Below are 17,357 nucleotides of genomic sequence, written 5' to 3' on the forward strand. Positions count from 1 at the left end.
CATGGGATCGTTTCCCATTGCATGCCCTTGCAAAGACGCCGATATCCCCCCGATAAGGCTGTCTTCTTCAACCGGCCTTCGGGCCGGTCTTTTTTTGTGAGAATGTGACAGAGGAGTTGGAATTCCGACAGTGAACCCACACTTCCGTCATTCCGGCCTTGAGCCGGAATCCAGCCAGCTCAAGTCCTTGAGCTGAAAGGAGTCTTCCCGTCGCGCAGACGCGCGTCGGCTGGATTCCGGCTCAAGGCCGGAATGACGGAAGTTGCAAACGTGAAGCATCACAGCGAGCGTCTAAAACGCCGCCCGACTATTGCCCTGCCCAATCACGCCGTTCTTGTCCCAATCCCCTAATCGCAATGCCTGTAACCTGACTTGCGGGTACGCAGGTCGAAGTGAAAATGGTTCCAGTGATTGGGATCGCTGCCCGGTCCGAGAACGGTGGAGAAATATTTACAGCTGTCGGACCTCACCGCCTTCAGCAGCGCCTTTTCGCGGAAGGCGAAGAAGCTCTTTTTGCGGACGTCGATTTCCTTGCCGTTTTTCAGCGTGATGGTGCCGATATCGATGGCGTTGCCGCGCGCATGTTCGGACCACGGATTGCTGGAGCGTGAATTCATCTTGCGGCAGGAATAACCGCCCATCGGCGTAATGCGGCCGACGCCGGAGAGATAGCGGAAACGCGAGGACGGTACGAGTTCGAACTTCACCCATTTCGCAAAGGCAAGCGTAACCTGGCAATTGAGCTTCACCGCCGGACGAACCGCGACGCCGCTGGCGAGACCGCTGAGCTCGATTGGGTAATCGATACCGCAGGTCGGACCGTCGGCAATGCGCGCTACATCCCGGAAAGCGACGCCGAGACGGCGAAGTTCGGAGCGGCAGGCAACTTCGGAGGATGGCATGACGCCGGGCGGCATCGAGCGGTTGCTTTGCAGCCCGCCACCCGCCATCGGATCGTTCGGCATCACCATCGCCACCTCTTCCACTGGCTGGCGACGGGAGGAGGCGCCGAGCGGCGGCGGCGGGATGAGCCGCGATCGGCTGGCCCGTTGCGGCTGGCGGGCCGGAGGAACGGCCACGGGATTATCGGTGCCGATACCGTCCACCACCGGCTGCGCCGACGCGCCTTCGGCAATATCCGCATCCTGTTCTTCGGCAAGTCCGCGAACCGGCTCCACGCCCAGCATGGAATCCATGTTCACGCCGCCTTCGCCTTCGGCGATCTGGTTGCTGGTCATCTGCTGCGCGGGCATGGTCTGCCCCTGCATCGTCTGGCCCTGCATTGTCTGCGCCGGCATATTGCCATGGCCGCTTGCCGCCATGCGCGCCTGATGCTGGGAATCGAGCGTTGAATAACCCTGTCCGCCCTGCGGCGATTGCAGCAGGGGATCCTGCGAGGCGTAAGGCTCCGGCATCGGTTGTGAAACGGCTGCCGGATAATCGGCGCCCTGCCCGGCCTGCTCGGCCTGATACACCGCACCCGCCGGCGCGCTGTAACCCTGCTGCCGCGAGGAGCGGATGGCGCTGACGCGCGTGGTGCCGTCCACCTCCGCCGGTGGCACGAGGCCCTCCGCCGAACACGACACCATGACCGTGGAAATCATCAGCAACGTCACAAGACGACGCGGAAGGGAAACATACGCCATACGAGAACCTGTACCTTCAGCGGCCGCTATTCGCGGCAATACAGGATAAATTTTAAAGAAATGAGGTAAACGAAACCTTATTGGTTGCGGGAAATAACGAATGATGTGTTTGGCGCAGTCCCATCCACACAAGACCGTGACAATTGCGTCCAACGACGACGCGGGCCGATAAAGTCTTGCCCATAACAAAGGGCGCGGCCAAAGCCGCGCCCTTTAACTTTCCTGAAACACCTGAAATCACGCGGCCCGCGAAACCTCGCGCCCGGCACCATGTCCAAGCTCGAAACGCGACAGTAGCGAGCGCAGCTGGCGGCTTTCCTCGGCGAGCGTCTGGCTGGCCGCCGTCGTTTCTTCCACCATGGCGGCGTTCTGCTGTGTCATCTGGTCCATGTGGTTGACGGAGGTGTTGATCTCCTGCAGGCCGGTCGCCTGCTCGCGCGCTGCCGTGGCGATGGAGTTGACATGGCCATCGACACGATTGACCAGCGCCACGATCTCCTCCAGCGCGTCGCCCGTCGAGCGCACCAGTGCGACGCCGCCGCCGACTTCTTCGGCCGAACGGTTGATGAGGGTCTTGATTTCCTTGGCCGCATTGGCGGAACGTTGCGCCAGTTCGCGAACCTCCTGCGCCACGACGGCAAAACCACGCCCGGCCTCGCCCGCACGTGCCGCCTCAACACCGGCATTCAGCGCCAGAAGATTGGTCTGGAAGGCGATTTCGTCAATGACCGAGATGATCTGGCCGATGCGCTTCGAAGACTCCTCGATACGGCCCATGGCGTCGACGGCATTGCGCACGATCTCGCCTGAGCGGCCGGCGCTGGTTTTCGTGTCCTGCACCATCTGCCGTGCCTCGTTGGCACGCTCGGAAGCGGTGCGCACCGTGGCGGTAATCTCGTCCAGAGCAGCCGCCGTCTCCTCCAGCGCCGCCGCCTGCTGTTCGGTTCGGCGGGAAAGATTGCCGGTCGCACCGCTGATGTCTGAGGCGCTGTCATTGACCACATGGCCGGTTCTGGCAATCGCCTCGATCGCACCGTGCAAGGCGCCGACGGCACGGTTGAAGTCCATGCGCAGCTTTTCATAATCCGCGCCGATATCCGCAAGCGAAACGGTCAGATCGCCATTGGCAAGCGCCTCGAGCGCATCGCCCAGTTGCTCCATGGCGTGGGCCTGCCGCTCGGAAGCGGAGCGCAGAACCATCTCGTTACCATGCCGCTCCTGCTCCAGTGCCCGCTGCTGGTCGGCCTCGCGGGCCTGCAGCGCGCTGCGCTCATTGACGCTGTCGCGCAGTACCAGCAGCGTCTTGGCAATCGCGCCGATTTCATTGCGACGGTCGGCGAACTGTATATCCGCCGCGCCGTCACCATCGGCAATCCGCCTCATGCTCTGGCGGATGAGATCGATCGGCCGCGTCACGCTGCGCACGACGGCTGCGGCAACGCCGACAACAACAAGACCGGCGGCGATGCAAAGACCGCCATTAAAATAGACGTCGCGCCAGAATACCGCTTCAAGATCGTCAACATAAACACCAGTGCCGACAATCCAGCCCCAGGGGGCGAAACCGGCGACATGGGAAAATTTCTCGACCGGCTCCGGCGCGCCGGGCTTCGGCCAGTAATAATCGACAAAGCCCTTGCCGCCCGCCTTGACCGTGTTCACGAACTCGACGAACAGCGCCTTGCCGTTCGGGTCCTTGTTGGCGGTAAGGTCCGTGCCGTTCATTTCGGGCTTGATCGGATGCATCACCATTTTGGGATGCATGTCGTTGATCCAGAAATAGCCGCTGCCATTGCCGTAGCGCATTGCCGCAATGGTCGTCTTGGCCTGCTGTTGCGCCGCCTCCCGCGTCAGGCTTCCGCCCTGCTCCAGCCGGTAATATTGATCGAGAATGGCAACAGCGGTTTCATTCATTGCCGCAAGCCCGGCTTTCCGTTCCCGCTCCATCTCGTGGTAGCTTTCAAACAGGCTGAATGTCAGGGCCGCGGCCAGTATTGCCAGAAACAATGCGACGAGCGCATAAAGGCGCGTAGATATTGTTACGTTTTTCATGTTCCCCCTCAACGTCGCTGATGCACTTCGACCAGCCGATGTTAAAGGCAAAAAATTTATTATTATTAAATACACATATTATACGTTGGTATTATTCTTATATGCTCATACGCCTTGGCGCCATCATGCCAGACAGGCACAGCAAGCGTGAATTTTCAAACCGGCCGGCGGCATTTAAAGACACCGTTAACCGTGCGGCCCCTATCCTCTTTGACCGAAATTACTTTACAGGGAGGGCGCGATGGCCCGGCCGAATTTTCGCTATACGCATTATGACCTGAAGGAATTGCGGGCAGGAACTACCCTTGAAATATCCCTGTCAGCCGTCAACAATGTCCGGCTAATGACGGGCGCGAATTTCCAGCGCTTCACCGAGCTGCTCGATTTCAAATATCTCGGCGGCGTTGCGAAAAAATCGCCGATCCGCATCGCCATCCCAGAGACATTGCACTGGCATCTGGTGATCGATGCTGAAGGTCATAGCGGCCTGGCGGAATCCTCGGTCAAGATGCTGCCCGCGCAGCCGCAGGCGGCACCGCATCGCAAGGCATCCTGATCTTCCTTAAAAAACAGCGAGTTGTCGCGGTTTCGCGACTCTTTTTGCCAGCGGCCTGAATCTTTTTCTTAAGATCGACCGCGATACGGCTTTCGGCACAATCGCGTAAAATCCTAGCGCGATCCACGCTCGCGACGCAGCTTCGCCCACCAGTCCAGACGCTTGCGGATTTCCCTTTCGAACCCCCGATCAGGCGGATCGTAAAAGGTCGTGCGCCCCATTTTCTCCGGGAAATAATCCTGTCCGGAAAAGGCATCCGGCTCGTCATGGTCGTAACGGTAACCGTCGCCATAACCCTCACCCTTCATGAGCTTGGTCGGCGCGTTCAGAATATGTTTCGGCGGCACCAGCGAGCCGTTTTCCTTGGCCGCCCGCATCGCCGACTTGAAGGCGGTATAGACGGCGTTCGATTTCGGCGCGGTGGCCAGATAAACGCAGGCCTGCGCCAGCGCCAGCTCACCCTCGGGTGAGCCGAGATAATCATAGGCATCCTTGGCGGCATTGCAGACGGCGAGCGCCTGCGGATCGGCAAGGCCGATATCCTCCACCGCCATGCGCACCAGCCGCCGCCCGAGATAAAGCGGGTCCTCGCCGGCATCGAACATGCGGGCGAGGTAATAAAGTGCCGCATCGGGGTCCGAACCACGCACCGATTTATGCAGCGCTGAAATGAGATTGTAGTGGCCGTCCTGGCTCTTGTCGTAAACCGGGGCGCGACGTTGCACGATGCGCGTCAGCCCTTCGACATCGAAAGTTTCATCCTTGCGCGCCGCACGCCAGACTTCCTCGGCAAGGGTCAGCACGGCGCGGCCATCGCCATCGGCCATGCGGATCAGGCTCGCCCGTGCCTCTTCCGTCAGCGGCAGGGGCTTGCCCTCCGCCTCCTCGGCGCGCTTCAGAAGCTCGCTCAGACTGTCCTCGTCATGCGAGCGGAATGTCAGGACACGCGCGCGCGACAACAGAGCGGCATTGAGTTCGAAAGACGGGTTCTCGGTGGTGGCGCCTACCAGAATAATGGTGCCGTCTTCCATCACCGGCAGGAAGCTGTCCTGCTGGGCGCGGTTGAAGCGATGAATCTCGTCTACGAAAAGCAGCGTCTGCCGGCCATTCATCCGCCGTGTGCGCGCCGCCTCGAAAACCTTCTTGAGATCGGCGACACCGGAAAAGATCGCCGAGATCTGCTCGAAAGCCAGCCCCGCCTCGCCGGAAAGCAGGCGGGCAACCGTGGTCTTGCCGGTGCCGGGCGGCCCCCAGAAGATCATCGATCCCAGTGAGCCGCTATCGATCATGCGGCGCAGCACGCCCTCCTCGCCCGTCAGATGCGGCTGTCCGCTCACCTCCGCCAGCGTCTTCGGACGCAGGCGATCGGCAAGAGGCCGCCGGTTGGCGACCTCCACGGGCACCTGCGGGGCGAAGAGATCGTCGCTCATCGCAGGAACTGCCGGATGCGTTGCCCGTCGCGCAGGATTTCCACCCGCCAGAAGCCGGGATTATCGTCCAGCGCCTTCTCGACAGCGGCGGTGGTGCCGATATCCGCGCCGTTCAGCGACAGGATCACGTCCTTCGGCTGGAAACCGACACGATAGGCCGGGGAACCGCGCTTCACATCGGTAATGACAACGCCGGTCACCTGCGACGGCATGCGCAATTCATCGGCAAGCTTCGGCGAAAGATTGGCGACAGTCGCACCGGCGAAGGGATTGCGACCCTCGATCAGCCGTTCATCGCGGGGTGCGGTTTCCGGCGCGGTATCGAGCGCGATGGTCACCTTTTTCTCTTTCCCCTTGTCCATGACAGTGAGTTCGGCGGATTTGCCGATGCCGGCGGTCGTCAGGCGATAACCCAGCGCATCCGGATGTTCCACCTCGAAGCCATTGACGGCGGTAACCACCTGTCCGGGTTCGATGCCCGCCTTTTCGGCCGGCCCACCCTTGACGACGCTGACGACCAGCGCGCCGCGGGCGCGATGCAGGCCAAGCGCCTCGGCAACATCGGATGTCACCGGATCGAAGGTCGCACCGATATAGGGCCGCTCGAAGCTTGCATCCCCACGCTCGGCGGCAGCGACGAAAACCCGGACCAGATTGGCGGGAATGGCGAAACCGATACCGTTCGAGCCGCCGCCCTTGGAGAAGATGGCCGTATTGATGCCGATCAGTTCACCCGCCATGTTCATCAATGCGCCGCCGGAATTGCCGGGATTGATGGAAGCGTCGGTCTGGATGAAGAAGCCGAAATCGCCCTGCGTCACCTGGTTGCGCGCCAGACCAGAGACGATGCCGCTCGTCACCGTCTGGCCGACACCGAAGGGGTTGCCGATGGCCAGCACCAGATCACCCACTTCAATCGCATCGGAATTGCCGAGCGACAGCACCGGGAACTGCTCCTTCGCATCGATCTGCAGAATGGCGAGGTCGACGCGGTCATCCTTAAGCAGCACCTTGGAGGAAAATTCACGCCCATCCGCCAGCGCTACCTTGATGTCATCGGCACCGTCGATGACGTGATTGTTGGTCACCACAAGGCCGCCAGCGGTCACGATGACGCCAGAGCCGAGCGACGACTGCTTTTCCGTGCGGTTCGGCATCTGCTGGCCGAAGAACTGTTCGAAGAAAGGATCACCGGCAAAGGGCGACAGACGCCGCTGCACGACGCGTTCGGCATAGACATTCACCACCGCGCCCGCGGTGCGCTTGACCAGCGGCGCGAAGGAAAGCTGCATTTCCGTGTGGCTCGACGGCACGGTCCTGTTATCCTGCGCCGCAGCACCCAAGGGCAGGAGAATGAGTGCGGCGAGAAAGCCGGTGGACAGATACTTCAACACGCTTCGCATGTGATTCCTCATCGTCATCAGTATGATGGAGTTATAACGCCAAAGCCTGTAAAGCAAAGAGCGGCAAGATGATGGCCGTCCTTTTCCAGGCATGGATCGGTGGGCGACATTGGAACCAACAGCGCCCCTTTTCGGTTTCACCGGCACCTGACTGTCCTTAAAAAGAGACGACCCATGCATCTGAAACCGATCCTCCTTGCCAGCGGCATCCTGCTTGCCCCCTCCTTCATTTCGCTGGCCAGCGCGGCGAGCTTCGATTGCGAAAAGACCGATCTGGCCGCGGACGAGAAGGCGATCTGCGACAACCGCATGCTGAACGATCAGGATGTGAAGATGGCCACCACCTTCGACATCCTCACCCAGCTGATGGCCATGGGCGCCCGCGACACGCTGCGCGACGAGCAGAGCCAGTGGCTGAAGAAACGCCAGGAATGCGCAGCGGACGTTGCCTGCCTTACCAGCGCTTACGAGGAACGCATGAAACGCCTAGGCGAGGCGTTCCAGAGCATCAACCGACCGCTGTAACGCAAATCCGATATTGACAACATATTGTCAATTTGGCAATGTATTGTCATGAAAACGGACAACGCACACATTCTTTCCGCTCTGGCGGTTGCCATCTTTCGAACCAATGGCGCGTTGATCGCCGCGGGTGACGCCCTGTCTGCCCCCTTCGGTCTCTCCAGTGCACGCTGGCAGGTTCTGGGAGCGGTGGCGCTTGCCGGCCAGCCTTTGACCGTGGCGCAGATCGCACGGAACATGGGCCAGACCCGGCAGGGTGTACAACGCCTCATCGATGAGATGGAACGGCAGGACATTGTCTGCTTCGAAAACAATCCGCACCACAAGCGGGCCAAGCTCATTCGCCTTACCGAAAAAGGCGAGAATGCCTATGCCGCCACCATGCAGCAATGGAATGAACTCGCCGGCCGTTTAGCCACGGATATGGAGGCGGAGCAACTGAGTAACGCCATAGACTGCCTGAACCAGCTTTTCGCCGGGCTGGACGCCGATCCGCCGCAAGGCTGAACCGATCTTCTAAAGGACTATATCGATGAGAACCCTTCATCCCGTCGCCGGCACGCTGGCGCTGGCGATCATACTCGCCTTTTGGTTATCCACCGCGCTCACCGAAATCTCCGGTTCCAGCGAAGCGATCCGTACCGTCAAACTCGCCATTCCCTGGGGGTTTCTGGTGCTTGCGCCCGCGCTTGCGGTCACGGGTTTCAGCGGCTTTCGTATGGGCGCGAAATGGAAACACCCGCTGATCGCAGCCAAGAAGAAACGTATGCCGCTCATCGCACTGAACGGGCTGCTGGTCCTCGTCCCCTGCGCGCTTGTGCTTCGGCATTTCGCCCTTTCAAACGATTACAGCGGGGTCTTCTACGCCGTTCAGGCGCTGGAGCTTTGCGCCGGAGCGCTCAATATCACCCTTCTCGCAAAAAGCTTCCGCGATGGCCTTCAGCTAAAACGCCGTCTGGCCGCCTAGTTCGGCGTTTTGCGCATGAGGTTATACCGCCCGGATAATGGTCTCCATAAGGCCATGCAACTGGTCCCGATAACCGGTTCGGGCGGAAGGCGCGTCCTCGCGAGAGGTCATCACGACCGATAGCCGTCTGGCGGGTACGATATAGAGCATCTGCCCGCCATAACCCCAGGCGTAATAGACCGTCTCGCCTGCCATCTCCTTGATGAACCAGCAATAGCCATAGCCGTCGCCGTTGAAGACGGAATTGGTGCGCCGCCTCCACGATTGCTCGATCCAGCCCTGAGAAATCAACCGCTCGCCGCCGGGTGTCACACCACCCAGGCGGTAAAGCTCACCGAAGGCCAGCAAAGACCGCGCGGTCATCGCCATCTGGTTGCCGCCGAGATAGATGCCCTGCGGATCGCGCTCCCAGCCGCCGATGGAAAATCCTTCAAGCGGTCGGAACCAGTCGCGCGCAAGCGACAGCGTCGAACGGCCGGACGCTTTTGTCAGGATCGCCGAGAGCAGATGGGTGGAGCCGGTGGAATAAAGCATGCCGCCGCCCGGTTCCCCGGCAAAACCGGAACCCAGCGCCATCCGCACCCAGTTGCGGCTGGCGACCCAGCGGCCGTAATTGGGGCCGGACATGCGCTCCAGGCCGGATTGCATCGACAGCAGGTTGCCGACGGTAATCCGTTCCAGCCGGGGATCGGGATTTTGCGGAAAATCGCCGCGCAGAACAGTCGCGATCGGCTGGTCGGCGCCTTCGAGAATCTTTCGATCGATCGCCATGCCCACCAGCGCCGAGATGATCGATTTCGAGGCCGACTTGATATTGGTGGAGCCGTTCAAACCCGCGCCGTGATAAGCGCGGCTCGCGACCTCTTCGCCATCGATGCTGACGATGACCGCCTTGAGGCTGGAAAGCGCATCCGCCTCCCTCAGCAACGGATCGAAACGGATGCCATTGCCGGTGCTTTGCGCGCGGGCAAGCGAGGCGAAAGGCAGGGAAGCGATGAGGGCAAGTGCGGTTCTTCTTTTCATGTCACTGAGCTAGGAAGCCATAAGGAGATGAAAAGAGGAAACATCGCCAATCACTCCAATGTGACCTTATTTCAAGCACCGGATTTCCACACCCCCAATTCGATGATCTCGCGAAATCTGTATGAAAACAGGGCGTTGGCCTGCATTCCGGAATCGAGATGCAAAGCGCTTGAATCAGTTTCTGATCTTAAGGACTATTGCCTGCCGCAAATGCAAAAGATGGGAAACGATGCCGCAACTGAAATCATCACCCCTTGTCCTGCGGCCTTTTAAAATGACGGACGCCTCGCCACTCGCCCGACTGACGAACGACCCGCTCATTTTGCGCAATCTGCTGCGCACGGCCTATCCTTTCGAACCCGACGATGCACTGCGCCTGATCAGGCGCATTGCTGAGCGTCGGCTGCCGGTATGGGCGGTGGATGATGGCAGGCTGGTCGGTCTCATCGGCCTTTCAGGCGAATTCGGACTTTGGCTTGATCGCCGTGTCTGGGGAAAGGGCTATGGAGAAGAAGCCGGACGCCTCGTCATCGATTATGCCTTTCAGCACATGGGCATAAGAACCCTGCATGCCAATCCGCTGTTTGACAACAGGGCGTCGCACCGTCTGGTGGACAAGCTGGGCTTTGTTGCAACCGGCCGTGCAAATGCCTTTTGCAGGCAAAGGGGAAAAATCGTGCCGCTTCGACCTTATCGGCTCGGTAAAGAATAAACGGCACAAAAAAAGCCGCCGTTTATCAACGGCGGCTTTTTATCATCCCGCAAATCCGGAAATTACTCCGGCAAAATCCGCACCGCGCCCTTGTCAGCGCTCGAGGCAAAGGCTGCATAGGCTTTCAGCGCGGTGGTGACATTGCGCTTGCGTGGCGCTTCCGGCTTCCAGCCCAGTTCTTCCTGCTGGGCACGGCGCGACGCCAGCTCCGCATCGGTGACCTTCAGGTTGATGGTGCGGTTCGGAATGTCGATCTCGATGAGATCGCCCTGACGCACGAGGCCGATGGCGCCGCCCTGCGCCGCTTCCGGCGAGGCGTGACCGATGGAGAGGCCCGAAGTACCGCCGGAGAAACGGCCGTCGGTGATCAGCGCGCAGGCTTTGCCGAGGCCCTTGGATTTCAGGTAACTGGTCGGATAGAGCATTTCCTGCATGCCCGGCCCGCCCTTCGGCCCTTCGTAACGGATGACGACGACGTCGCCCGCCTTGACCTCGTTGCCGAGAATGCCCTTCACCGCCGCATCCTGGCTTTCGTAAACCACTGCCGGGCCGGTGAATTTCAGGATGGATTCATCGACGCCCGCCGTCTTCACGATGCAGCCGTCAAGCGCGATGTTGCCGTAAAGCACGGCCAGACCGCCATCCTTGGAGAAAGGCTTCTCGACCGAGCGGATAACGCCGTTTTCGCCGTCCGTATCCAGATCGTCCCAGCGCGAGGATTGGCTGAAAGCCACCTGCGTAGGCACGCCGCCAGGAGCCGCCTTGAAGAACTGGCGCACCGTCTCGCTGTTGGTACGGGTGATGTCCCAACGGTCGATGGCGTCGCCCAGCGTCGCCTCATGAACGGTATAGGTATCGCGATTGATGAGCCCACCGCGTTCCAGCTCGCCGAGAATGCGCATGATGCCGCCAGCGCGGTGAACGTCTTCCATGTGCACGTCCTGCTTGGCAGGCGCGACCTTGGAAAGGCAGGGAACCTTGCGGGAAAGACGGTCAATGTCTTCCATGCCGAAATCGACGCCGCCCTCATGCGCGGCCGCCAGAATATGCAGCACCGTGTTGGTGGAGCCGCCCATGGCGATATCCAGCGACATGGCGTTTTCAAACGCCGCCTTGTTGGCGATGGTGCGCGGCAGGACGGTTTCGTCCTCCTGCTCATAATAACGGCGCGCCAGATCGACGATCAGGTGACCGGCCTCGACGAACAGCCGCTTGCGGTCGGAATGGGTGGCAAGCGTCGAACCGTTGCCGGGCAGCGACAGACCCAGCGCCTCGGTCAGACAGTTCATGGAATTGGCCGTGAACATGCCGGAACAGGAACCGCAGGTCGGGCAGGCCGAACGCTCGATAACCTTCACATCCTCGTCGGAAATCTTGTCGTCTGCAGCCGCAACCATGGCGTCGACCAGATCGAGCGCCACCGTCTTGCCATGCAGGACGACCTTGCCGGCCTCCATCGGACCGCCGGAAACGAAGACAGCGGGGATGTTGAGGCGCATCGCCGCATTCAGCATGCCGGGGGTGATCTTGTCGCAGTTGGAAATGCACACCATCGCATCGGCGCAATGGGCATTGACCATATATTCCACCGAATCCGCGATGATCTCGCGCGACGGTAGCGAATAGAGCATGCCGTCATGGCCCATGGCGATACCGTCATCGACCGCAATCGTGTTGAATTCCTTGGCAACGCCGCCTGCCGCCTCGATTTCGCGGGCAACCAGCTGGCCGAGATCCTTCAGATGCACATGGCCCGGCACGAACTGCGTGAAGGAATTGACCACCGCGATGATCGGCTTGCCGAAATCGCTGTCCTTCATGCCGGTGGCGCGCCAAAGGCCGCGCGCGCCCGCCATGTTGCGGCCGTGGGTTGTCGTTCTGGAGCGATAGGCTGGCATGGTGTTTTCCTCGATCTCTGGCGAAGAGCGCATTTCCGCAAACGCGGTAAAAATAGCTCCTGCCCTATTTTGCGGTTTTTCTAGCGCAAACCGCAAGCCCTGTCACTGTCACCTTGGGGCAAAACAGTACGGTTCGGTACGGTACGCTTTCTCTTCATCGTGCTATCCGGCCGCGCCTTCATCACAAATGCGCGATTTCCGCCGCCCCACCGTTGTTTTTCCGCAGAGCGCTGAAACATATCTGTGCAGCGGCCGTATTGGCTATCATAATCGATTTATCGCCGATGTACCCGGCTTTTGTGGAGGTTCCAATGCCCGCCTATCGTCCGCCCCTCATCTCGGCAAATGAAATCACGCCGAAAAATATCTACCTGTCCAGACGTGGCTTCCTCGGCACGGCGGCGGGGCTGGCGGCAATCGGGCTGGCCGGGCGCGAGGCTGTTGCCGCGCCGCTTTCCGCAAAACCCGGCGCCTACAAGCTTGATGAGAAGCTCACCCCGCTCGATGCTGTCACCAGCTATAATAATTTCTACGAATTCGGCGTCGGAAAATCCGACCCGAAGGAAAATTCCGGCAAGTTCAAGCCTACCCCCTGGACGGTAAAGGTGGATGGCCTCGTCTCCAAACCGCAGGAATTCGGCATTGAAGAGCTGATGAAATATCCCCTCGAAGAGCGCACTTACCGCATGCGCTGTGTCGAGGGCTGGTCAATGGTCATTCCTTGGATCGGCTTCCCGCTCGCCACCCTTCTCGATAAGGTGGAACCGCTTGGCAGCGCGAAATATGTCGCTTTCGAAACCGTGGTGCGGCCAGACGAAATGCCGGGTCAAAGCGGTCTGTTCCAGCCTCTCTCCTGGCCCTATGTCGAGGGGCTCCGCGTCGATGAAGCGCGCCATCCGCTCACCATTCTCGCCGTCGGCCTTTATGGAGAAACGCTGCCGAACCAGAACGGTGCGCCGATCCGCCTCGTCGTGCCATGGAAATACGGCTTCAAGGGCATCAAATCCATCGTCCGCATTTCGCTGGTCGAGAAACAGCCGGAAACGACGTGGAAAAACTCCAACGCCCGCGAGTATGGCTTCTATTCCAACGTCAACCCGAATGTCGATCATCCCCGGTGGAGCCAGGCGACGGAACAGCGCATCGGCGAAGGCGGTTTCTTTGGCACCCAAAACCGCCCTACCCTTATGTTCAACGGTTATGACGAGGTGGCAAGCCTCTATGCCGGTATGGACCTGAAAGCGAATTATTGACCATGGCCTTCGCCCTGCCTCTTCCCTCGCTGCCGAAGCGTTACCAGCCGGCGGCCATCTGGTCGCTTTATGTAATCGGCCTCTGTCCGGGTGTCTGGTATTTCTATCTCGCCGCAACCGGCGGCCTCGGCTTCAATCCGGTCAAGGATTTCGAGCACCTGCTCGGCATCTGGGCGCTGCGCTTCCTCTGCCTCGGGCTTCTGGTGACGCCGCTGCGCGATCTCTTCAACATCAACCTCATCGCCTATCGCCGGGCGCTGGGGCTGATCGCCTTTTATTACGTGCTGGCGCATTTCACCGTCTATCTGGTGCTGGACCGCGGCCTGATCCTCGGCTCCATCGCCGGCGATATTCTGAAGCGCCCCTATATCATGCTCGGCATGGCCGGGCTTCTCATGCTCATACCGCTGGCGCTCACCTCAAACCGCTGGTCGATCCGCAAACTCGGCAGCCGCTGGAACACGCTGCACAAACTCGTCTATCTCGTGCTCATCGTCGGCGTGCTGCATTTCGTGCTGGCGCGAAAGTCGATCACGCTGGAGCCGGTGTTTTATATCAGCACGATGGTGGTGTTGCTGGGGTATCGGCTGGTAAGGCCATCGATCATGGCAAGGAAGCGGGGGAAACGCGCTGACAGGAACTCTCTGCAACGCCCATCACGATCATGAAGCCGACCGATCAAAACCTCCGAACCGCCCGCCGCCCTGAAATCTCCATTTCCGGTCAAACGGCTCTCTCCGAAATATTCAACACAATGGCAACTGGTGCGGCTTTCGACCCTGCTCGAATTGCCCGCGCCTTGAACAGTGCTCATCGGCAGGCGTTATCAGGGCTTGTTGAACGCATTGAGAACGACGACGTTAAAGAAGAAGACCTGCAAAGGCTCTGGCTCGCGCATCATGTTTCGGACCGCATTGTTCTGATGGCCACACTTGTTGACCTTATTCGTCAAATCAGCCGCTACTTGCCGGGTCGACAGCCTTAAATCCGGAAAGTGAAGCAACAAAAAAAGCCGGGCGATCTCTCGCCCGGCTTTTTTAACTCATGACGCCTGAACGGCGTCACACCTTATGCAGCTTCGGCAGCAGCAGCTTCAGCGGCAACGCGAGCCTTGTCGGCTGCGCCCTTGGCGTCAACGTCGCGCTCGACGAATTCGATGACGGCGAGAGCGGCATTGTCGCCCTGGCGGAAGCCGGCCTTCATGATACGCAGGTAGCCGCCGTTGCGGTTTGCGTAGCGGGCTGCGATCGCGTCGAACAGCTTGCGAACGGCGTCCTGATCCTTGATCTGCGAGATCGCCTGACGACGAGCGTGCAGGTCGCCGCGCTTGCCGAGGGTGACGAGCTTCTCAACGATCGGGCGAATTTCCTTCGCCTTCGGAAGCGTGGTTACGATCTGCTCATGGGTGATGAGCGAAGCAGCCATGTTGGCAAACATTGCCTTGCGGTGGCTGGCGGTTCTATTGAGCTTGCGGCCTGAATTACCGTGGCGCATTGCTATTCTCCTTCTTCGCAGGTTCCTTCTCTAAGGCCTGCCGTTTCCTGGCACATGCAGGTGACTTACCTGCTGTTTGACGGGGAAAGGCAGTCTTTAAAGGGTCTGCCTTTTTGATTGTTAGTACTGGTCTTCGTAACGCTTTGCGAGATCTTCGATGTTCTCGGGCGGCCATGCCGGCACTTCCATGCCGAGGTGCAGACCCATGGAAGCGAGAACTTCCTTGATTTCGTTCAGCGACTTGCGACCGAAGTTCGGCGTGCGAAGCATTTCGGCCTCGGTCTTCTGGATCAGGTCGCCGATATAAACGATGTTGTCGTTCTTCAGGCAGTTTGCCGAACGAACGGACAGTTCGAGCTCGTCGACCTTCTTGAGAAGCGCCGGGTTGAACGCGAGTTCGGTAACCGATTCTTCTTCTGCTTCCTTCTGCGGCTCGTCGAAATTGACGAAGACGCCGAGCTGGTCCTGAAGAATGCGAGCGGCGAAGGCAACGGCGTCTTCGCCGGAAACCGAACCGTTGGTCTCGATCGTCATGATCAGCTTGTCATAGTCGAGAACCTGGCCTTCACGGGTGTTTTCCACCTTGTAGGACACTTTCTTGACCGGAGAATAGAGGCTGTCCACCGGAATGAGGCCAATCGGGGCATCTTCCGCGCGGTTGCGCTCAGCCGGTACGTAACCCTTGCCGTTGTTGACGGTGAATTCCATGCGGATTTCAGCGCCATCGTCCAGCGTGCAGATCACGTGGTCGGGGTTCAGGATCTCGATGTCGCCAACCGTCTGGATGTCACCAGCGGTCACGGCGCCCGGACCCTGCTTGCGCACGACCATGCGCTTGGAATCATCGCCGTCCATCTTGATGGCGATTTCCTTGATGTTGAGCACGATATCCGTCACATCTTCCCGGACGCCGGGGATGGAGGAGAATTCGTGCAGGACACCGTCGATCTGCACGGCCGTCACAGCGGCGCCACGCAGAGAAGACAACAGAACGCGACGCAGCGCGTTGCCGAGGGTAAGACCGAAACCACGCTCCAGCGGCTCGGCAACCAGCGTTGCCTTGGTGCGGCTGGACGAGGTGAACTCGACCTTGTTCGGCTTGATAAGTTCCTGCCAGTTCTTCTGAATCATCTTTAAACCTTCCGTTCGCCGCCACCATCCAATCGTGACGGACCGAGCATGAAAACACCGAGAGGAACCTAATTCAGCGGTTCATCGGTGGGTTCTTGAGCGCAAGTCCGCCGATCGAAATCGACGCGCACACGCCAGATACACGAAAATTCCGCCAGACCTGAGGTAAGGCGGAATTTCCGAACCACGGTCGCGTCAGACGCGGCGCTTCTTGCGCGGACGGCAACCGTTGTGCGGGATCGGCGTCACGTCGCGAATGGAAGTGATCATGAAACCGGCAGCCTGCAGGGCGCGAAGTGCCGATTCACGGCCGGAACCCGGACCGCAAACTTCAACTTCAAGCGACTTCATGCCGTGTTCCTGAGCCTTCTTCGCGCAATCTTCAGCAGCGATCTGGGCAGCGAACGGGGTCGACTTGCGCGAACCCTTGAAGCCCTTGGCACCAGCGGACGACCAGGCAATAGCATTGCCCTGTGCGTCGGTGATGGTGATCATCGTGTTGTTGAAGGTCGAGTTGACGTGCGCGACGCCCGACGTGATGTTCTTACGTTCGCGACGGCGAATACGTGCGGCTTCCTTGGCCATTTTATACCTTTCATTGATCTCTTCACCGCCGTAACACCAGCGGCTACACCGGCGATCAACCCCATCGGAGCTTCACGCCAAACTCAGAAAGGCTGGCGCGGACTGCACCAGCCTCCCCTTTCCGGAGAACCGGAAAATTACTTCTTCTTACCAGCGATAGCCTTCGCCGGACCCTTGCGGGTGCGGGCGTTGGTGTGCGTGCGCTGACCGCGGACCGGAAGGCCACGACGGTGACGCAGGCCGCGGTAGCAACCGAGGTCCATCAGACGCTTGATGTTCATCGAGGTCTCACGACGCAGGTCGCCTTCGACCTGGTAGTCGCGGTCGATAGCTTCGCGGATCTGAAGAACTTCAGCATCCGTCAGCTGATGAACGCGCTTCTCAGCCGGAAGACCGACCTTGTCCATGATTTCCTGCGCGAATTTCGGACCGATCCCGTGAATGTAGGTCAGCGCAATAACAACGCGCTTCGCGGTCGGGATGTTGACGCCAGCGATACGTGCCACGTCTCTTCTCCTTGGTTCCAGTTGCCATCCGGCAAGTGGTGATTCCATTCGAGCGGCCGAGAAGACCGCCAGTTCAAATTGGTGTCCGTGACAAGTCAAAACGACCGAACCCGGATCTCCCTTCCCTTAGGGAAATCCGCGCCAGTCGCTTGGGATGTCGCGAGTTGGCGCGGTGTTTA

Annotated in this window: 19 protein-coding genes; 9 read left to right on the forward strand and 10 right to left on the reverse strand. The window is 59.7% G+C overall.

What is annotated here, in order from left to right:
* Positions 1-347: 347 nt before the first annotated feature.
* Both PIB16_RS18540 and PIB16_RS18545 read right to left on the reverse strand, forming a co-directional pair.
* The gene (locus PIB16_RS18540) at positions 348-1,646 is read right to left on the reverse strand and encodes an extensin-like domain-containing protein (RefSeq protein ID WP_174039375.1); all 1,299 of its coding nucleotides are present in this window, start codon (positions 1,644-1,646) and stop codon (positions 348-350) included.
* A 237-nt stretch (positions 1,647-1,883) separates the two neighbouring features.
* Positions 1,884-3,698: a methyl-accepting chemotaxis protein gene (locus PIB16_RS18545; protein ID WP_065655904.1), complete on the reverse strand. Its 1,815-nt coding sequence runs from the start codon at positions 3,696-3,698 to the stop codon at positions 1,884-1,886.
* 241 nt (positions 3,699-3,939) lie between these two features.
* Here PIB16_RS18545 and PIB16_RS18550 point away from each other — a divergent pair, with 241 nt between their 5' ends.
* Positions 3,940-4,254, forward strand: coding sequence for a DUF1883 domain-containing protein (locus PIB16_RS18550; RefSeq protein WP_003520391.1), 315 nt, complete (start codon positions 3,940-3,942; stop codon positions 4,252-4,254).
* Between the two features lie 113 nt (positions 4,255-4,367).
* On the opposite strand, the gene PIB16_RS18555 is transcribed toward PIB16_RS18550, so the two are convergent.
* Entirely contained in the window at positions 4,368-5,684 is a 1,317-nt protein-coding gene (locus PIB16_RS18555; protein ID WP_271046152.1) for a replication-associated recombination protein A, read from the reverse strand.
* Positions 5,681-7,087: a DegQ family serine endoprotease gene (locus PIB16_RS18560; protein ID WP_065655902.1), complete on the reverse strand. Its 1,407-nt coding sequence runs from the start codon at positions 7,085-7,087 to the stop codon at positions 5,681-5,683. Before PIB16_RS18560 ends, PIB16_RS18555 begins: the two co-directional genes overlap by 4 nt.
* Positions 7,088-7,261: 174 nt before the next feature.
* Here PIB16_RS18560 and PIB16_RS18565 point away from each other — a divergent pair, with 174 nt between their 5' ends.
* The 3 genes from PIB16_RS18565 to PIB16_RS18575 are packed head-to-tail and all read left to right on the forward strand — an operon-like array spanning position 7,262 to position 8,576.
* Positions 7,262-7,612, forward strand: a complete 351-nt coding sequence (locus PIB16_RS18565) for a lysozyme inhibitor LprI family protein (RefSeq protein ID WP_174036166.1) — start codon at positions 7,262-7,264, stop codon at positions 7,610-7,612.
* 48 nt (positions 7,613-7,660) lie between these two features.
* A complete protein-coding gene (locus PIB16_RS18570; RefSeq protein WP_271046153.1) occupies positions 7,661-8,116 on the forward strand; it encodes a MarR family winged helix-turn-helix transcriptional regulator in 456 nt (151 codons plus the stop codon).
* Positions 8,117-8,141: 25 nt separating this feature from the next.
* A complete protein-coding gene (locus PIB16_RS18575) occupies positions 8,142-8,576 on the forward strand; it encodes a hypothetical protein (RefSeq protein ID WP_271046154.1) in 435 nt (144 codons plus the stop codon).
* A 21-nt stretch (positions 8,577-8,597) separates the two neighbouring features.
* Here the strand turns inward: PIB16_RS18575 and PIB16_RS18580 are convergent, their stop codons facing one another.
* Positions 8,598-9,599: a serine hydrolase domain-containing protein gene (locus PIB16_RS18580; protein ID WP_271046155.1), complete on the reverse strand. Its 1,002-nt coding sequence runs from the start codon at positions 9,597-9,599 to the stop codon at positions 8,598-8,600.
* Positions 9,600-9,626: 27 nt separating this feature from the next.
* Here PIB16_RS18580 and PIB16_RS18585 point away from each other — a divergent pair, with 27 nt between their 5' ends.
* Both PIB16_RS18585 and PIB16_RS18590 read left to right on the forward strand, forming a co-directional pair.
* On the forward strand, positions 9,627-9,872 hold the full coding sequence (locus tag PIB16_RS18585; protein ID WP_271046156.1) for a hypothetical protein: 246 nt from the start codon (positions 9,627-9,629) through the stop codon (positions 9,870-9,872).
* Positions 9,829-10,311, forward strand: a complete 483-nt coding sequence (locus PIB16_RS18590; RefSeq protein ID WP_162934095.1) for a GNAT family N-acetyltransferase — start codon at positions 9,829-9,831, stop codon at positions 10,309-10,311. The genes PIB16_RS18585 and PIB16_RS18590 overlap by 44 nt, the downstream gene beginning before the upstream one ends.
* 62 nt (positions 10,312-10,373) lie before the next feature.
* On the opposite strand, the gene ilvD is transcribed toward PIB16_RS18590, so the two are convergent.
* Entirely contained in the window at positions 10,374-12,209 is a 1,836-nt protein-coding gene (gene ilvD / locus PIB16_RS18595; protein WP_080857046.1) for a dihydroxy-acid dehydratase, read from the reverse strand.
* A 311-nt stretch (positions 12,210-12,520) separates the two neighbouring features.
* Between ilvD and msrP the strand changes: the two genes are divergently transcribed.
* The 3 genes from msrP to PIB16_RS18610 are packed head-to-tail and all read left to right on the forward strand — an operon-like array spanning position 12,521 to position 14,447.
* Positions 12,521-13,462, forward strand: coding sequence for a protein-methionine-sulfoxide reductase catalytic subunit MsrP (gene msrP, locus PIB16_RS18600; RefSeq protein WP_174039378.1), 942 nt, complete (start codon positions 12,521-12,523; stop codon positions 13,460-13,462).
* Between the two features lie 2 nt (positions 13,463-13,464).
* Positions 13,465-14,130 carry a protein-methionine-sulfoxide reductase heme-binding subunit MsrQ gene (gene msrQ, locus PIB16_RS18605; protein WP_271046157.1) on the forward strand — a complete coding sequence of 222 codons (666 nt, stop codon included), beginning with the start codon at positions 13,465-13,467 and terminating at the stop codon, positions 14,128-14,130.
* Positions 14,127-14,447 carry a hypothetical protein gene (locus tag PIB16_RS18610; RefSeq protein WP_220317163.1) on the forward strand — a complete coding sequence of 107 codons (321 nt, stop codon included), beginning with the start codon at positions 14,127-14,129 and terminating at the stop codon, positions 14,445-14,447. Before msrQ ends, PIB16_RS18610 begins: the two co-directional genes overlap by 4 nt.
* 83 nt (positions 14,448-14,530) lie before the next feature.
* Here the strand turns inward: PIB16_RS18610 and rplQ are convergent, their stop codons facing one another.
* The 4 genes from rplQ to rpsM form a co-directional block, all read right to left on the reverse strand.
* Positions 14,531-14,956, reverse strand: coding sequence for a 50S ribosomal protein L17 (gene rplQ, locus PIB16_RS18615; RefSeq protein WP_003521014.1), 426 nt, complete (start codon positions 14,954-14,956; stop codon positions 14,531-14,533).
* 120 nt (positions 14,957-15,076) lie between these two features.
* Positions 15,077-16,087, reverse strand: coding sequence for a DNA-directed RNA polymerase subunit alpha (locus tag PIB16_RS18620; RefSeq protein WP_003495228.1), 1,011 nt, complete (start codon positions 16,085-16,087; stop codon positions 15,077-15,079).
* 195 nt (positions 16,088-16,282) lie between these two features.
* Positions 16,283-16,672, reverse strand: coding sequence for a 30S ribosomal protein S11 (rpsK, locus tag PIB16_RS18625; protein WP_003521013.1), 390 nt, complete (start codon positions 16,670-16,672; stop codon positions 16,283-16,285).
* 137 nt (positions 16,673-16,809) lie between these two features.
* A complete protein-coding gene (gene rpsM, locus PIB16_RS18630; protein ID WP_035263425.1) occupies positions 16,810-17,178 on the reverse strand; it encodes a 30S ribosomal protein S13 in 369 nt (122 codons plus the stop codon).
* Positions 17,179-17,357 lie beyond the last annotated feature (179 nt).

It is taken from the genome of Agrobacterium sp. ST15.13.015 (genome assembly GCF_027871645.1).
GTDB classification, from domain to species: domain Bacteria; phylum Pseudomonadota; class Alphaproteobacteria; order Rhizobiales; family Rhizobiaceae; genus Agrobacterium; species Agrobacterium leguminum.

What these genes read in the sequence shown, in the direction of transcription:
- PIB16_RS18540 (WP_174039375.1), bottom strand. Translation starts at nt 1,646, where the DNA reads ATGGCGTATGTTTCCCTTCCGCGTCGTCTTGTGACGTTGCTGATGATT.
- PIB16_RS18585 (WP_271046156.1), top strand. Translation starts at nt 9,627, where the DNA reads ATGAAAAGAGGAAACATCGCCAATCACTCCAATGTGACCTTATTTCAA.
- PIB16_RS18565 (WP_174036166.1), top strand. Translation starts at nt 7,262, where the DNA reads ATGCATCTGAAACCGATCCTCCTTGCCAGCGGCATCCTGCTTGCCCCC.
- msrP (WP_174039378.1), top strand. Translation starts at nt 12,521, where the DNA reads ATGCCCGCCTATCGTCCGCCCCTCATCTCGGCAAATGAAATCACGCCG.
- PIB16_RS18570 (WP_271046153.1), top strand. Translation starts at nt 7,661, where the DNA reads ATGAAAACGGACAACGCACACATTCTTTCCGCTCTGGCGGTTGCCATC.
- msrQ (WP_271046157.1), top strand. Translation starts at nt 13,465, where the DNA reads ATGGCCTTCGCCCTGCCTCTTCCCTCGCTGCCGAAGCGTTACCAGCCG.
- PIB16_RS18545 (WP_065655904.1), bottom strand. Translation starts at nt 3,698, where the DNA reads ATGAAAAACGTAACAATATCTACGCGCCTTTATGCGCTCGTCGCATTG.
- PIB16_RS18620 (WP_003495228.1), bottom strand. Translation starts at nt 16,087, where the DNA reads ATGATTCAGAAGAACTGGCAGGAACTTATCAAGCCGAACAAGGTCGAG.
- PIB16_RS18580 (WP_271046155.1), bottom strand. Translation starts at nt 9,599, where the DNA reads ATGAAAAGAAGAACCGCACTTGCCCTCATCGCTTCCCTGCCTTTCGCC.
- PIB16_RS18575 (WP_271046154.1), top strand. Translation starts at nt 8,142, where the DNA reads ATGAGAACCCTTCATCCCGTCGCCGGCACGCTGGCGCTGGCGATCATA.
- PIB16_RS18590 (WP_162934095.1), top strand. Translation starts at nt 9,829, where the DNA reads ATGCCGCAACTGAAATCATCACCCCTTGTCCTGCGGCCTTTTAAAATG.
- rplQ (WP_003521014.1), bottom strand. Translation starts at nt 14,956, where the DNA reads ATGCGCCACGGTAATTCAGGCCGCAAGCTCAATAGAACCGCCAGCCAC.
- PIB16_RS18555 (WP_271046152.1), bottom strand. Translation starts at nt 5,684, where the DNA reads ATGAGCGACGATCTCTTCGCCCCGCAGGTGCCCGTGGAGGTCGCCAAC.
- PIB16_RS18550 (WP_003520391.1), top strand. Translation starts at nt 3,940, where the DNA reads ATGGCCCGGCCGAATTTTCGCTATACGCATTATGACCTGAAGGAATTG.
- ilvD (WP_080857046.1), bottom strand. Translation starts at nt 12,209, where the DNA reads ATGCCAGCCTATCGCTCCAGAACGACAACCCACGGCCGCAACATGGCG.
- PIB16_RS18610 (WP_220317163.1), top strand. Translation starts at nt 14,127, where the DNA reads ATGAAGCCGACCGATCAAAACCTCCGAACCGCCCGCCGCCCTGAAATC.
- PIB16_RS18560 (WP_065655902.1), bottom strand. Translation starts at nt 7,087, where the DNA reads ATGCGAAGCGTGTTGAAGTATCTGTCCACCGGCTTTCTCGCCGCACTC.
- rpsK (WP_003521013.1), bottom strand. Translation starts at nt 16,672, where the DNA reads ATGGCCAAGGAAGCCGCACGTATTCGCCGTCGCGAACGTAAGAACATC.